This is a genomic window from Persicobacter psychrovividus (assembly GCF_036492425.1).
Lineage (GTDB): Bacteria > Bacteroidota > Bacteroidia > Cytophagales > Cyclobacteriaceae > Persicobacter > Persicobacter psychrovividus.
In genome coordinates this window covers 116,719-131,735 of record NZ_AP025298.1, presented here as the reverse complement: position 1 = coordinate 131,735, position 15,017 = coordinate 116,719, and the positions used below count along the sequence as shown (strand labels likewise).

The window sequence follows — 15,017 nt, the reverse complement described above, 5'->3', positions numbered from 1 at the left end:
CTATTGCTTTTTTAGTCGGTAATAGATTTCTCCCTGACCATTAGGATCCTGGAATTTTACCTGGAAGTCACCGTACCAATTGACGGTTTTGAATTCCTGTGTAGTGCCATCTGCAGCGGTAATGCTGAGCTTTCCATATTCTTCACCACTGCTTCCTTTTTTGTCGGCCGTAAATACGAACGTACCACTTTTTAGGGTGAACCCAGGGATCTCAAAAGAGGCTTTATCGGCACCCTGAGCGACCTCAAAATCACCTTTAAGTAAGTTTTGATCGGTAACGACATTTTTGAAAGTCACCGAATTATCGTTGTCCGCTTCTGCACCTGGGTATTGTTTGTGACCACCATCGTAGTAGGATAAAAAGCCACTGTCAGTGCTTTTGCCCCATGTACCTGAGATGAAATCGCCGAACCCGGCTTTTGCGCCCGCATTAGGATTTACCCCAATAAATCCTCTTTCGAATTTGAACCAGTGTGCATCTGTATCTGCGCCGGTAGCGAGGTCTTTTCCGCCGTTGAATTTCAGCGTGATATGGTCTGCGTCTTTACCCTCTACCGGATTATCCACTTTCATTTCTTTTCCTGCGGCATCGAAGAAGCTCATGCTCCATGCCTTGCGACTTTCAGGATCTTCAGGATTTTTCTTCACCGTCAGTTTGAAAGTTCCCTTGGCAGGAAATACTTTCCATGCGTCCTCTTTGGCATCAGAAAGTTGGCCGTCTTTCCCTGCATTGTAGATAAAGTCGCCAGAAATAACGCCTGTGTTGGCATCATATTGCTGATGGCTGAACTCAAGGAAGTTATCCATATCGCTACCGATTTTATTATCTGCCGCAGGCCAGAAACCGATCTCTTTGATTCCCCATTTTCCGTTGAGCTCAATTGGAGCCACACCAGGAATAACCATCTGCACTTCCTTTTTGGCAATTGTAACTCCTTCACGAATCATCGGATAGGTGTAAGCTTTGGTGTAGTTGAGCTCTTGTTGTTTGGGATCATCGCTCCAACCGAGCTCAATGGCTTCCGGCTTGAAACTCATATCAAAGGCTGTTTTTTCCTCATTTTTCCATTCGACAGGTAAGGTTTTGACTACTTTTCCATTCACCGAAAAGACAATCTGATGATTGTTTAGGTCATTGACCCAGTCGAATTTTCCTTGTGGTAATTTGCCGAAATATTTCGAATAGTCTATTGGGCTGTCGCCATTGTTAGGGTAAACGAAAGTTTCAAATTTACCATCATTCCCAGCCTCGTAGGTTCCAGTACCATATACGTTACCGTCTTTATTGACGCCGGTGGTTTTGAATGTCAGTACGTTGTCGTTTGCGGCGGCAAAGCCTGGAAGGTCACCCGCAAGATCTTTGGTGCCTTTCCATCCCCAGCTTTCGCCTTCTCCGATATAGTAATTGGTTTTTACGGGAGAGGCCATCACCCATTTGCCTTCAAGGGCATTGGAGAAAGTTTTCACATCCACTTCCCATTCCCGGTTTTGTCCGTTGGCGGCGGTGACCTGGTAGGTGAATTTTTTACTGCTGAGGTCAATAACTTCACCCGAGGCAGGAATACTGCTGGCCCCCTTCGACAACCGGATGACCGGTTTAACAGCGGATAGGTCTGTGCCTTCGACCAAATAAATGTCGAGGGTGGATTTATTCACGCCACGGTGAATTTCTGCCGGGCCCACTTGCAGTCCTTCAATTCTAAAGGCTTGAATGGCTCTTTCAGGGCTAACGATATCGTGTGGGTCTTCTGGCATACACGAGCATACTGCCGCAGCCAAGCCAACACTTAATATTAATTTTGTAAATTTCATTGGTCAAAAGTATTGCACCTTTCGGTCATTAAAAAAATGCTTAAAGGCAGGTAAGTAGCCTTATTTGAGTAGCTTACCTGCCTGTTGAATTACAGCGAGTTGTTTGTATCTACCTCTATTTGTGGAATATCATAATAGTAAAATCCATCGGTGATATTCTTTCCATATTCATCTTTCAATACAGATTCGACGCTGTGGGTTCTTCGAAGATCAAACAGACGTTGTCCCTCGAAAGCCAGCTCAAAGCCACGTTCTTTCAGGATTGCCTTTCGGAAATCTTCAATCGATAAGCCTGCTTGCAGGTCAGGTAGCCCCGCTCTGCTGCGGATCATATTGACCATTTTGTAGCCTTCGGCAGTCGGGCCGACCGCTTCAGCATAGACCAACATGATGTCGGAGTATCGCAAGATAGGTGTATCGCAAGTGGTCTTTTCTCCAATTTGGTCTGAGTCAAGGTATTTCATCGGGAAAGCTGAATTTAGGTCGCCAGGGTAGGTGAGGACCTTGTCTTTGCCTTCGCCATTGCCATTAGGGATGGTGACTTTCGAAACGATCAATTCCGATTTACGCTTGTCTTTTGGGTTAAACGAATTGAGGAAGCCGTCTTCGATATAAAAGTGCTCAAAACCGCCGCCACGAATTTCTTTTCCGTTAGGGAGTTGCAGCACTTTTGCGCCATCGGCCCAAGGCATGAACATCAGCGGCAGTTTGGAATATTCCCCTTCCTGCAGTCCGTCTCGGCTGGAAGCCGAAACGAAAATCATCTCTTTGGCTTCGAGTCGTTCGGCATTGTCCCATGTTTTGGCTAAATCGTATTCAAAGCTGTAATTAGCATCACCAACGACTACTTTTTTGGCGTAGTCGGCGGCTTTTTTATACATCTCAGCACTATTGATGCCCCAGTCATATTTAGGGACATTGGTTGCTGATGCAGAGGCTAACTGCAAATAAACCTTAGACAATAATGCCTGTGCAGCCTCTTGATTAGCTTTTCCGAAATTACGATTGGGCGAGAGGGATTTTTCAGCATCCAGCAAATCCTGCTCAATTAATGCATAAACATCCTTCATTGGGCTTAGCTTGGCCGAGGTCTGGTTATTGCTCGTTACCTGCTCGGTGCGAATGACCACATCCCCGAAGAAACGCACCAGATTGAAGTAATGTAACGCTCGGAGGAATTTGGCCTGCCCGATAATTGACCCACGCTCGGCATCTGTGAGCCCAGGAACTTTTGGCGTATTGGTAATGACGGCATTACACCTGTTGATACCGATGTAGGCATAGCGCCACATGTCCAGAATGATCGGGTTATTGCTTTTTTGATCAAAACGATCCAGCTCATGCTGAGAAGCGCCCGCATCGGGCTTGACCGTCAGCGCTTCCCCAGGCACTTCTGTGGCGATCAAATACTCTCTGGAGTAATATTCAATAGAGGGCAAGATCGCATAGGCATAAGTTAATGCCGACTGTGCGTCTTTTGGGGATTTGAAGAAGTTGCTTTCGGAGACGAACCCATTAGGTTCTTCAGTAAGAGAGCATGAGGTTGCGCCAGCAATTAAGATCGACGCCAATACAATGTTTCTAAAAAATCTTTTCATCCTGGTATCTTAATTTAGCGTGATATTTAAGCCAACAGAGAAGGTGCGAGGTTTTGGGTAACCGCCCCAGTTAATGCCATCGACACCCACTTCAGGGTCGTATCCGTACTGGAATTTGGAGAATACCGCCAAATTATCTACAGAAGTGTAAACTCGGCAGCGTGACAACCAGCTGATGTTTTCGGTATTGAATGTGTAACCGAGCGTAACGTTTTGGATACGCAAAAATGAGCCATCTTCAATCCACCAATCCGAGGCCATATAGCCACGTGTTTCGTTAAGGCTTGGGTAGTCGTTGGTGGTATGGTCTGGCGTCCATCGGTTGTATTGAGCCGCACCATCAAATTTGGTCATGTTATAGACATCGTTGCCCTGAACGCCATTCATCAGTACCGAAAAATCGAACCCTTTGTATTTCATCGTCGAGTTGATACTGTAAATAAAGTCTGGGTTTGGATTGCCAATCACTCGGCGATCCTCTGGGGTTACCTGTCCGTTGTTGTCTGCGTCAAGGTATTTAATTTCTCCAGGTCGTGCCATATCGCCTTTCAAGCCAGAAGCCAAACCGTCCTCTTTGCTCTGAATGATGCCATTGGTTTTGTAACCATAGAAAGCGCCTAAAGGCTGGCCCGGGATCATTACCGTAATTGGTGTGCGGAATTTATCGACATTTCCTCCCCACCATACAAATTGGTTATTACCAATTTTATCGACGGTGTTGATGTTCTTGGATAGGGTTCCTTTCACATTCCATTCAAAACCTGAAGCGTCAGGAGTAATCACGGCCGCATCCAGGCTCAACTCAAACCCCTTGTTGGTCATTTCTCCACTGTTTACGGTGATTTCATCATAACCAGAGTTTGGTGGGATTTTATCAGAACGCAACATACCAGTGGTTTTCTTATTGTAATATTCTGCAGAGAACATCAGGCGAGAATCCAAAATTGCGGCATCAAGACCGATGTTTGTTGTTGCGGTGGTTTCCCACTCGAGGTCTTTGTTGCCCAGCCCATTCCATATTTTGTAGATATAATCTGAGCTGTAACGGTAGGTGCCAGGGCCGAATCCCATTTGCCAGTTCGAGCCATCATAGTAGCGGGCAGAGCCATAGCGCTGCATGGACGAATAAGCAGGAACGGATTGGTTACCCGCTTGTCCCCAGGAAGCTCTAAGCTTCAGGTTGTCCAACCAGCTGATATCCTTCATGAAATTTTCTTTGGAGATATTCCAACCTGCAGCAAAAGAGGAGAAGCCATTCCATTTATTGGCCAACACACTCGATCCGTCGGCTCTGAAGGTGGCCGTCAGCAAGTAACGACTGTCATAGGCATAATTCAAACGGCCATAATACGAAAGCATTTTGGTGGTATATGCCTTATTGGATACGTTGTAAGTTTTGGCTGTTGAAAGGTTCTCATTGGTCAGCACATCGTTTACAAAGCCTTGTCCTTCCAAATTGCTGGTGCGCTGATTGTAAGTCTGGTAACTTTGCCCGACCATGGCAGTCAGGTGGTGTTTGTCCCCAAAATCCTTGTCGTAGGTAAAGTAACTTTCATTCAGCAAATCAAGGTCATAATAGTTGTCCACTCGGCCATAGCCATTAAAGTCTGCTCCTTTTTGAGTCAATCCAATCGGCTCATAAATATCCCCAATACTGCCACCATATTTCATGTTCATTTGCGTCTTGAACTTCAAATCTTTAGTGATGGTCCATTCCAGGTACATATTGGCGATGATGTCTTTGCCACTTTTCTTGTTGGTAACCTCATTGGCAAATACAAGTGGGTGGTAGTAATCCTTACCTCCAATGAAGAAGTAGTCACCGTTGTCATTGTAAACAGGGAATACAGAGGAACGTCCTGCGCCGCCCATGGCATTGTTTTTTTGTTCAGTAAAATTGACGATCACATTGGCTCCAGCGGTTACGTTTCGGTAAATTTTAGAGTCGTATTTGAATCTGAAGTTATATTTATCAAACTGGTCACCGATATTAATCCCTTCCTGGCTCAAATACCCCAAAGAAAAGTAGTACTTGCTATGGTCATTACCACCTCTTGCCGAGATGTTGTAATCGTGGGTAAGTGCATTTCGATACACAACATCTGCCCAGTTGGTGGCATGTCCCCAGCTGCCATCGTGAATTTCAGCTACTGATGGGTAATAAGTTCCCAAATATTCCTGCCCAGTGTATAACTCATCAAGCTTCGCATTTCGGCGTGCCTCATTGGAGAAAATCGCATAATCTTCAGGATTTGAAACAATGTTTTGTCCTGAAGGCAAAGTCGAAAGCGACGTGCGGGCACTCAGGTTAACGGTCATTTTACCTTTTTTCCCTGATTTTGTGGTAATCATGATCACCCCATTTGCCCCACGTGAACCGTAAATCGCTGTTGCTGAAGCATCTTTCAGTACGTTGAAAGTTTCGATATCAGAAGGGTTAATCTGGTTGAGCCCTCCAGCATCTCCCAAGGGGAATCCGTCAACGACCACCAATGGGCTGTTGGAACCTGAGGTAGAAGTTACCCCACGCAATCGAATACTGACCGAGCTCCCTGGTTGTCCAGTATTATTGGTCACCTGCAAACCTGCTGCTTGCCCTTGAAGCAAAGCGCCAACGTTTGCGGAAGGACGCTCAGGCAGATCCGAAGCTTTTAGGGTGTTGACAGCTCCAGTCATGTCATCTTTTTTGACCGCACCATAACCAACCACAACCACTTCATTAAGTTGCTCCAGGTTTTCGTTAAGCACCATATTGATGGTTTGCTGGTGGTTTACTGCCGCTTTTGCTGAAGTATAACCAATGTAGCTGTAAACCAGCGTATCAGTAGGAGCCAGACCCGAAAGGGTATAGTTCCCACTGAAGTCTGTAACACTACCTTGTGCCTTCCCTTGGATGATTACGTTTACTCCTGGCAAAGCCTCTCCTTTGGAGTCTTTGACCACCCCTTTTACCACCTGAGCTTGTGCAAGCAAGCGACCAGAGATAAATAGGAGTGCAATAAATAAGTAAAGTTTTTTTAACATAATTATACATGCCGAAGCATGGGATAAAAAATTAAATATTAAGAATATTTTGGGCAATTTGTGTAGGTGGAAACTTATTTGTAGATCAGAAACCCACTCACCTAATTAAAAATATATTAAATTATAATAGTTGTTTTATAAAAATTCGTTTTTCATATGTTGTAAAATATTGTTTTTTGGTTCTAGTTTATTTTTCGCTATTGTGATTCGTTTATTATTTTCCGACCTGTTTGTTGATTGTGATTTTGGATTCATTCGTTCCTTTATTTAGGTGCGGATATCATCAATTCATCACCTACAACATTGGCTGTGATAATTCGGAAAGGGTGTAAAAATCTAAAAAAGAGTGCTTTATGATCAGTTTATAAGTGGTTTTTGGTTCATTTAATCTAAATGATATTGATTATGTGTTAAATAAAACCTCTTATTTTATATAAAATATATTTTGTTTAATTGTTTAGAACTTTGTCTTTTGTGTATAAGTACATCTCTTAATGTAAATTGTTGATGCAATAATAGGTAATAATTTGTTTGCGTAAACAACAATTCATTATTTCATTATTTTTCGGCTGCATAGTATCAGAAACAGATGGATTAACCCCCTACATTTGTAATATCTCAACATCACCACCAAAAAAGCTTAAATACTTGCAATTATGAAATTAACAAAGAGCGACAAGAACCCGATTTTGTCTCCTAAGAAAGAAAATAGCTGGGAAAGCCTGGTAACCTGTAATCCAGGGGCTTGGTATGAGGATGGGAAATTCTACCTATTATATAGAGCAGCAGGTGATGATAAAGAACATTATATTCATTTTGGCTTAGCAGAAAGTGAAGATGGCGAAACGTTCACAAGGGTATCTGACCAACCTGTATTTTCACCAAGCGTAGATGGCCCTGATGCAGGTTGTGTGGAAGATCCTCGCATCATCAAAATGGACGATACCTATTATGTGACTTACGCATACCGTGCTTTCCCTCCAGGTCAGTACTGGAAATTGTCTTATGATGAAGTTACGGAAGTAAAAGTAGCGGCAAGTGCACCAGCCGTTTTGAGCAAGAACATTACCAACACCGCTTTGGCCATTTCCAAGGATTTGAAAAGCTACCAGCGTGTGGGAAGAATGACCAACCCGATGCTTGATGACCGAGATGTAATTTTGTTTCCGGAAAAGGTAAACGATAAATTCATTATGCTTCACCGACCAAAAGAGTGGGTAGGAAAAGAATACGGTACAGATCACGCCTCTATCTGGATCGCACAATCGGAGGATATGATGGACTGGGAAGGAAAATCTCAATTGTTACTGAAAGGTGAGCAATGGTGGGAAGAAAAAGTGGGTGGAAATACGCCTCCTGTACTTACCGACCAAGGCTGGGTGATGCTGTATCATGGGGTATGTGAAGATAAAATCTACCGTGTGGGAGCCGCATTGCTTGATAAAAATGATCCAACCAAAGTTTTGGCCCGCACCAAGGATTTTATCATGGAGCCTGAATTTGATTATGAAACTGACGGTATCTATAAAGGGTGTGTTTTCCCTGTTGGTAATGTAGTAAAGGATGATACGCTTTACATTTATTATGGTGCTGCCGATCAGTATTGTGCATTGGCCACTTGTAATATTGATGAATTAGTTGCGTTCATCAAAGAGAATGATGCACAGCCTCAACGATAGTTATTTTTATAAATAAAGAATCTGGGCTTCCAGATTCTTTAATTTTGACCCCTGAATGTTATGTTGAATAAATATTTTTTTGGCGCAGGATTGCTTCTTGCCCTTCAAGCCTGTAATCAAGCACCACAACACCCTACGGTAACGGTTCATAAAGAACAGGTCGTTTGTAATCAGTACATTGGTAACGGCGTCGAATGGGATGCGTACCCTCATGCCGACAGTAAAAGTGCCGAGTGGGGAGACCTGATGAACAATCCTGCAAAATGGGACACGCTCTATGCTCGCCTGGATCGAATGCAGCCGCAATTTATCCGAATGATGGACCAGGCCAACTGGCGATATTATATGGGATTGAATAGACATAAAAAAGCGGTATTGAATTTCAACACGCCCGAGATTAAAACTTTATTCAAACTGCTCGATTATTGCCAGAGCCGAAATATTACCGTTGTGATGGGGGAGTGGGGTACACCACATCACATGCATGACATTGAAAATAAGAAAGACAAGCTCAAAGCGGCGGACGACCCAAGGTGGTCAAAAATGATCGCTCAGTATCTTGATTTTCTGATCAACAAGAAGGGGTATTCTTGTATCAAATATTATAACTTGGTCAATGAGCCTAATGGTGATTGGGCCTCTACCTTGGGCGATTTTGATCTGTGGAAACGTGGGGTAAAGCAACTTCATAAGGAATTAAAAGCCAAAGGGCTGGATGATAAAATCCAAATCAGTGGACCAGGAACGGTGCCTCAGTATTCTTACCCAAAATACAAATCTCAGTATGAAGGTAAAGACTGGGTGAAAATGTCGGTTGATTCGCTGAATGATGAACTGGGTGCTTATGAGATTCATGCCTATATGCCGACGATGATTGTACGTGAAGGCAAGGCGGCAAAAGATGTCTTCTGGAAAGAGGCCATTGCCCAGACGCATAAAACGGGCAAGCCATTCCTTATCGGTGAGTTAGGACTTAAGGATAACTTCGGTCCTTTCCATGAAAAAAATATTGCCCGTGCCAAAAAAGATGCCTTTACCTCTCCGGAGGATTCTCAGATGGCCATCTATGATTACCAATATGGGGTCGATATGGCTGATGCTGTGGTTCAGTTTATGAATGCGGGATGTGCGGGAACGATCGCCTGGGCGCTGGATGATGCGATGCACACGATGGGCGACAAAGGAGACAAAACCAAGCTTAAACGCTGGGGATTCTGGAATATCCTGGGTACCGAAATTGAAAACAGCCCGAAAGATGAGCAGATCCGTCCGTGGTTTTATCCATGGTCATGGGCCTGTAAATACTTCCCTGCGCATACCGAAATCCTTAAGGTTGATGTTCCTGCCATCAAAGGGCTACGCATTACCGCAGGAACAAAAGAGGACAAGTATTCTGTAATGGCGGTGAATAATAGCGAGGAGATCCAGACGGTTACTGTTCAAATCGATGGGTTGAAATCTTCGCCACAGTTAAAAAAATTGACTTATACACGTGAACAAGCAACCGCTGAAAAGGCGAAAATAAGCACCGAACAGGTCAGTGTCTCAGCGCAAGGAGGCCTCAGCGTGACCTTACCAGCGAAATCAGTAGTAGTCATGACAAATATGAATAAATAATGAGTTATTCTTTAAGTAATATAGATTTAGGCCTGATCATCGTTTACGTGGTCGGGGTGATTGTTTGGGCGTTGATGAACTCCTCAAACGACAGCTCACAGGACTATTTCCTGGCTGGGCGAAACATGAAATGGCCCGCAGTGGGCTTGTCCCTCTTTGCGGCCAGTGTCTCCAGTTCTACCTTGATTGGGCAATCGGCAGAAGCATTCAAAACCGGGATTGCCGTTTACAATTACCAGTGGATTTCCATTCTGGTGATGGTCGTCTTTGCGACCTTCTTTCTGCCCTTTTACCTCAAATCGAAAATTTTCACCATGCCCGAATTCCTGGAGCGCAGGTTTGACAAGCGGTCACGGTATTATTTTTCAGCCATTACCATTATCGGTAATGTGTTTTTGGATGCAGCGGCTGCCCTTTATGCAGGGGCAATGATCATCAAGCTGATCTATCCGCATGCGGAATTGCAGACGATCATTTTGTTTTTGGCCATTGCAGCGGGTATTTATACCATCCCTGGCGGTTTGTCTTCGGCCATCAATGCTGAACTTATTCAGGCCGTAATTTTGATTATCGGATCCATCATTTTGGCATATCTTGCCATGACCCACATTGGCGGATGGGACCAGTTTTATCACCGATTTGACCATGGGGTGTGGATGCAATTGATTCGCCCAATGCATGACCCTGCCGTGCCGTGGCTCGGGATGATCGTCGGGATACCGATCCTCGGATTTTATTTCTGGGGAAACAACCAGGTGATGGTTCAGCGTGTGCTTTCGGCAAAGTCTATTGATCATGGTCGTAAAGGAGTATTGTTTGTTGGTGTATTGTATATTTTCACCTTGTTCATCTTCATTATGCCAGGCTTGGCGGCTCGTGCCATGGACCTGTTCGATGTTCATATTCCTGCCACTGCATTCGGTAAAGAGATCATCACCAAATACCATATTGATGTCAATGAAATTTACCCTCGACTGATCATGAAGCTGATGCCCGTTGGGTTGGTCGGAATTGTTATTGCTGCGATGATCTCAGCGCTGACCTCTACTTTGAGTGCTACTTTGAATTCGGCCTCTACGCTCTTCACCCTTGATTTTTATTCTAAAATCGATAAAAAGGCGGACAGCAAGAAGCTTGTACGTGTCGGACAGATCACCTCTACGGTAATTCTTATTATCGCCATTTTGTGGGCACCAAATATTCAGAAATTTGGTTCTTTGGTGGATTACTACCAAGAGATGTTGAGCTATCTTGCCCCTCCTGTCGTGGGCGTGTTCTTCCTCGGATTGTTCAATAAGCGAGTGAATGCCAAAGGTGCTTTTGTCGGTCTGGTATCCGGTCTAATCGTTGCCATTTTCATGCTGAGCTTCAAGGACAGCATCCCATTCATTAAGGATCTTCACTTCTTGCTGATTGTACCGATTCTTTTGATCATCAATATTATCATCACTTTGGCAGTAAGTTATAGCAGCGAATTGCCGCCAGCGGAAAAAGTGGAAAAATACACCTGGACCATGGCAATTTGGAGAGAAGAGTCTGAAGAGTTTAAGTCCGTTGTGTGGTATAAAAACTTCCGCTATTTGGCACTTGGATTGATGATTCTGTCGGTGCTGTCATTTGTAGTCTTTATATAACAAGCATCTTTTGCTGAGATTTACAGGTGGGCAGTGACGGCCAAGGTTGATTCCTCTGATCACAAGTTACCAGCCGCCTTTACTTCGGTATTGAATTTCTGTCCAATAGAAATTTGTGCTGAAATGTAGTGTATAGATTGGAGCTGTTTCATAGACTATTGAGCAGTTTAATCCTCCTTTAGAAACCGCATGGCAGATCGATGTCATGCGGTTTTTTTATGCTCTTGCAGATGCAGCCATTGCTGAAGGCGGTGGGTGAACCTGTAAAAAACAAAAGCGTCGGCCACATTTTCAGTCGCCGACGCTCACTTTCCTTTGTGGCCGCCTAATTAATTACTCGAACAACCATGATTCGTAGAATTGCCATTGTTGTACCAGCACGGAGCGGCGTAACCTTCTGCCTCATCGAATAGCGAACCAGTAAACATTTTTGACTTATTGATACTGCGCTGCCCCAGCTTATCGGCCCAGGCCGCAAGGTGCATGGGTACTTTCCCGAATTTCTCTGCCCCATAGAACATTTCGTACATGCTGTTTGCACTGGAAACATCCCAGCTGTTGAGGTCATGAGTGAATGCGGTGGCATTTTTAAACGCCCAGTCCATATGTTGAACATGGGAAACATCCCACTTGCTGAGGTCTTGATTAAAGCTACTTGCGCCTTCAAAAATACCAGTTAAAGAAACCACCTTCGATACATCCCATTTGCTGATATCACCATTGAAACTTTCGGCATCTTTAAACATGTTACTCAGCGATGTAGCATTGGAGACATCCCATTTGCTGATGTCTCCATTGAAAGAGTTCAGATCATAAAAGGTGCCTGACAGTTGATCATCAACCATTCCCGAAACATCGAGATAATTATAATCACCTTCAGGTCCAACAAATTTACTTTCCATGGCCGTCTGAATGTAATCCCGTAGTCCACTGCCCAAATAAAGGGTCGCCTTCACCATCATATTTATGTTCATCAGTTGCCCGTCAATAGACAGTGAGACGAAACCAGTTCTGAAATCGGTGGTTGCCGCATGGTTTTCTATCACGAACAGGTCGTCATCTGATGCCAATTGCAATGGCCCCAAATAATCCACCGGCTGACCTACGGCATTATTCGGCTGGATGATTATCGTCATGGTATCATCCTGCACTTGTTTTTCCACCAGGTAATATTTTGTGCCCGATTCTGCGACAAAGTATAAAGCCTGATCTTTCGGTTTCCATTTGGCATAAGCAGTGGCATCAAAGGAAGCATTCGCAAAATCAAAAGCATGAAATAGGTCTTCGCCATTGAACCAACCAGCGAAGGCGAAGCCCTCTTTTGTCGGGTTTTCTGGCGCGGTGGCCTGCTTACCTTTTCTTACTTGCAAAGGTGCAATATCACTGCCACCCTGCGTGTTGAATGTGACCGTAAAATACTCCTCCGGAGCAGTCTCAGGTGAATGTTCCAGCCATTTAGCGTACAATGTAATATCCTTATCGATCGCTTTTGGAAGCTCAAACACTTCGTTAAATGTTTCATCGAGGTACCACTGATCAAACACCCAGTCGGTTTTGGTTGGTGTCGGCAGCACCAGCAATTGCTGCCCCGACTCAATTTCCTGTTCGGAAATCTCATCGCCCCCATTGGTCACAAAGCTTATGGTGTAAATAGGGCTCGGGCTGGGTTCTTCAGTCTCGGACTGGCAGCCCACGATCAATGAAAAAAACAGAATGATGACCGAAACAATGACGTGGTATAGAATTTTCATGTGCGCAAGTTGTGTTAGGTATGTTTTATTTACTGTAAATTAAATAATGATGTATATATAATTAGCTCAATGCATCCTTATGGATATACTAAGCATTAAAATTGATATGGTTAAGTAGGGAGGGGAGAGGTGGTAATCGGGGAGGTGGTTCAAAGAAAAGGCCTTGACGTAGCCCGCCGAGGGCCATATGATCAAGGTAGATTGGACGGGCAAGGATCCGCCTGCGCTCATTAAAAAATATATTGTTGATAGAGCGGATGTTGATCAGGCAAAGTTCAGGAGAATGTGAGCGGAGGAAAAGACCGTCATTTCAGGGTGTGTCATTATAGAATATCGCCACAGTACACTATTTGGTGGTTGCAGTGGACAATTAAAAATTGTAGTCGGTGTATTTATCTTGTAATTTTGAATTGTTGAAAGGGACAATTAATTTTTTTAGATAAATTCGTATGAAGATGAAGAGTAATAGGTATCGGGTTTTGGCATTTGTAATGATTATGCTGTTGATTTTTTCACAGTCTGTTACTGCAAAACAACATCAAAAGCCTTCAAATAAAGAGAAGAAGGAATATCAGCAACGGGTAAAGACGGCTTTCCTGAAAGGGTGGGATGCCTATAAAAACTATGCCTGGGGGGAAGATGCCGTAAACCCGATAAAAAAGGGAAGCCATAACTGGTATCAAGAGTCCTTGTTAATGACTCCCGTTGACGCTTTCAGTACCATGTATTTGATGGGGCTCAAAGAACAAATGAAGGAAGATAAAGCGCTGATTTTCTCTAAGCTTGATTTCGATAAAAACTTTGAAGTGCAACAATTTGAAATCGCCATCAGATTATTGGGAGGGCTTATTTCTGCCTATCAACTCGATGGTGACCCGCGCTTTTTGGCCCTGGCAAAAGACCTTGGCGACCGCATGATTCCAGTATTTGATACCCCTACGGGAATTCCTTATCGATTAGTGAATTTAAGAACCGGTGAAATTAGCGGTAATGGCACAAACCCCTGTGAAGTCGGCTCGATGCTATTGGAGTATGGCATGTTATCCAAATTGACCGGCGACCCAAAATATTACGATTTATGTAAGCGTGGTGTGGTGGCACTTTATAACCGACGAGGCACCACAGGTCTGGTGGGGTCATGGATCGACTGCGATACCGGAGAGTGGAAGGATACCCGAGCTCATATTTCTGGAGGGATTGATGCCTATTATGAGTACCTGCTGAAAGGCTACCTGTTATTCGGGGATCCGGAACTAAAAGAAATGTGGGAGAATTGTCGCGATGCGGTGAACAAATATTTGGTGGATGATGGTAAAAATGGCTACTGGATGGGCTGGGCAGACATGAATGATGGCAAGCGGACTTTTACACGCTTTGGTGCACTGGATTGTTTCTGGAACCTGACCAATGTTCTGGAAGGTGATCATGAGCGTGCAGAGAAATTTCAGGCATCAGTGTATAAAATGTGGATGATGGAAGGGATTGAGCCTGAAGCTGTAGATTACAGTGATATGTCGATTCCTGAAGACGCAAAATATTATATGGCTCGCCCAGAGGCGATTGAATCCACCTATTATACTTGGAAAGCTACGGGAGATATTAAATATTATCAGCAGGGCAAAGCCATGTTTGAAAGTATTGAAAAATTCTGCCAGGTGGATAATGGTTATGTACAATTAAAAGATGTAACGACCAAAGAAAAATGGGATACCCTGGAGAGCTTTTTCTTTGCAGAAACCATGAAATATTGTTACCTGTTTTTTGCCCCTGAAAAGGTCTTTGATTTCCAGAAGTATGTATTGAACACCGAAGCGCATCCTTTCAAAAACACCTGGGACAAAGGATGGAAGGGTAACCAAATTGGCTTAAAATAGCCTATTCAACAAGAGCGTGTTTATAGCT

8 protein-coding genes are annotated in these 15,017 nt (G+C 44.0%); 4 read left to right on the top strand and 4 right to left on the bottom strand.

Going from position 1 to position 15,017, the window contains the following annotated elements; all coding sequences use genetic code 11:
- The 3 genes from AABK40_RS22135 to AABK40_RS22125 all read right to left on the bottom strand — a co-directional run bounded on the left by AABK40_RS22135 (nt 1) and on the right by AABK40_RS22125 (nt 6,434).
- The gene (locus AABK40_RS22135; protein WP_338399336.1) at nt 1-1,812 is read right to left on the bottom strand and encodes a hypothetical protein; all 1,812 of its coding nucleotides are present in this window, start codon (nt 1,810-1,812) and stop codon (nt 1-3) included.
- Between the two features lie 89 nt (nt 1,813-1,901).
- The gene (locus AABK40_RS22130; protein ID WP_338399335.1) at nt 1,902-3,410 is read right to left on the bottom strand and encodes a RagB/SusD family nutrient uptake outer membrane protein; all 1,509 of its coding nucleotides are present in this window, start codon (nt 3,408-3,410) and stop codon (nt 1,902-1,904) included.
- A gap of 9 nt (nt 3,411-3,419) precedes the next feature.
- Nucleotides 3,420-6,434: a SusC/RagA family TonB-linked outer membrane protein gene (locus tag AABK40_RS22125; protein WP_338399334.1), complete on the bottom strand. Its 3,015-nt coding sequence runs from the start codon at nt 6,432-6,434 to the stop codon at nt 3,420-3,422.
- Between the two features lie 656 nt (nt 6,435-7,090).
- Between AABK40_RS22125 and AABK40_RS22120 the strand changes: the two genes are divergently transcribed.
- Genes AABK40_RS22120 through AABK40_RS22110 form a run of 3 tightly spaced genes read left to right on the top strand, consistent with a single transcriptional unit; the run spans nt 7,091 to nt 11,364 of the window.
- Nucleotides 7,091-8,113 (top strand): glycoside hydrolase family 130 protein, encoded by a 1,023-nt coding sequence (locus AABK40_RS22120; RefSeq protein ID WP_338399333.1) that lies wholly within the window; start codon nt 7,091-7,093, stop codon nt 8,111-8,113.
- A gap of 60 nt (nt 8,114-8,173) precedes the next feature.
- A complete protein-coding gene (locus AABK40_RS22115; RefSeq protein ID WP_338399332.1) occupies nt 8,174-9,730 on the top strand; it encodes a cellulase family glycosylhydrolase in 1,557 nt (518 codons plus the stop codon).
- The gene (locus AABK40_RS22110) at nt 9,730-11,364 is read left to right on the top strand and encodes a sodium:solute symporter (RefSeq protein ID WP_332920728.1); all 1,635 of its coding nucleotides are present in this window, start codon (nt 9,730-9,732) and stop codon (nt 11,362-11,364) included. Before AABK40_RS22115 ends, AABK40_RS22110 begins: the two co-directional genes overlap by 1 nt.
- Before the next feature lie 329 nt (nt 11,365-11,693).
- Here AABK40_RS22110 and AABK40_RS22105 read toward each other — a convergent pair whose 3' ends face one another.
- Nucleotides 11,694-13,115: a BspA family leucine-rich repeat surface protein gene (locus tag AABK40_RS22105; protein ID WP_338399331.1), complete on the bottom strand. Its 1,422-nt coding sequence runs from the start codon at nt 13,113-13,115 to the stop codon at nt 11,694-11,696.
- Between the two features lie 455 nt (nt 13,116-13,570).
- Here AABK40_RS22105 and AABK40_RS22100 point away from each other — a divergent pair, with 455 nt between their 5' ends.
- Nucleotides 13,571-14,989 carry a glycoside hydrolase family 47 protein gene (locus AABK40_RS22100; protein ID WP_338399330.1) on the top strand — a complete coding sequence of 473 codons (1,419 nt, stop codon included), beginning with the start codon at nt 13,571-13,573 and terminating at the stop codon, nt 14,987-14,989.
- The last annotated feature ends 28 nt before the right edge of the window (nt 14,990-15,017 follow it).

Bases quoted from the DNA above. Each gene is read 5' to 3' on its own strand.
- AABK40_RS22100 (WP_338399330.1), top strand. From the start codon at position 13,571: ATGAAGAGTAATAGGTATCGGGTTTTGGCATTTGTAATGATTATGCTG.
- AABK40_RS22110 (WP_332920728.1), top strand. From the start codon at position 9,730: ATGAGTTATTCTTTAAGTAATATAGATTTAGGCCTGATCATCGTTTAC.
- AABK40_RS22120 (WP_338399333.1), top strand. From the start codon at position 7,091: ATGAAATTAACAAAGAGCGACAAGAACCCGATTTTGTCTCCTAAGAAA.
- AABK40_RS22115 (WP_338399332.1), top strand. From the start codon at position 8,174: ATGTTGAATAAATATTTTTTTGGCGCAGGATTGCTTCTTGCCCTTCAA.
- AABK40_RS22130 (WP_338399335.1), bottom strand. From the start codon at position 3,410: ATGAAAAGATTTTTTAGAAACATTGTATTGGCGTCGATCTTAATTGCT.
- AABK40_RS22105 (WP_338399331.1), bottom strand. From the start codon at position 13,115: ATGAAAATTCTATACCACGTCATTGTTTCGGTCATCATTCTGTTTTTT.
- AABK40_RS22125 (WP_338399334.1), bottom strand. From the start codon at position 6,434: ATGTTAAAAAAACTTTACTTATTTATTGCACTCCTATTTATCTCTGGT.
- AABK40_RS22135 (WP_338399336.1), bottom strand. From the start codon at position 1,812: ATGAAATTTACAAAATTAATATTAAGTGTTGGCTTGGCTGCGGCAGTA.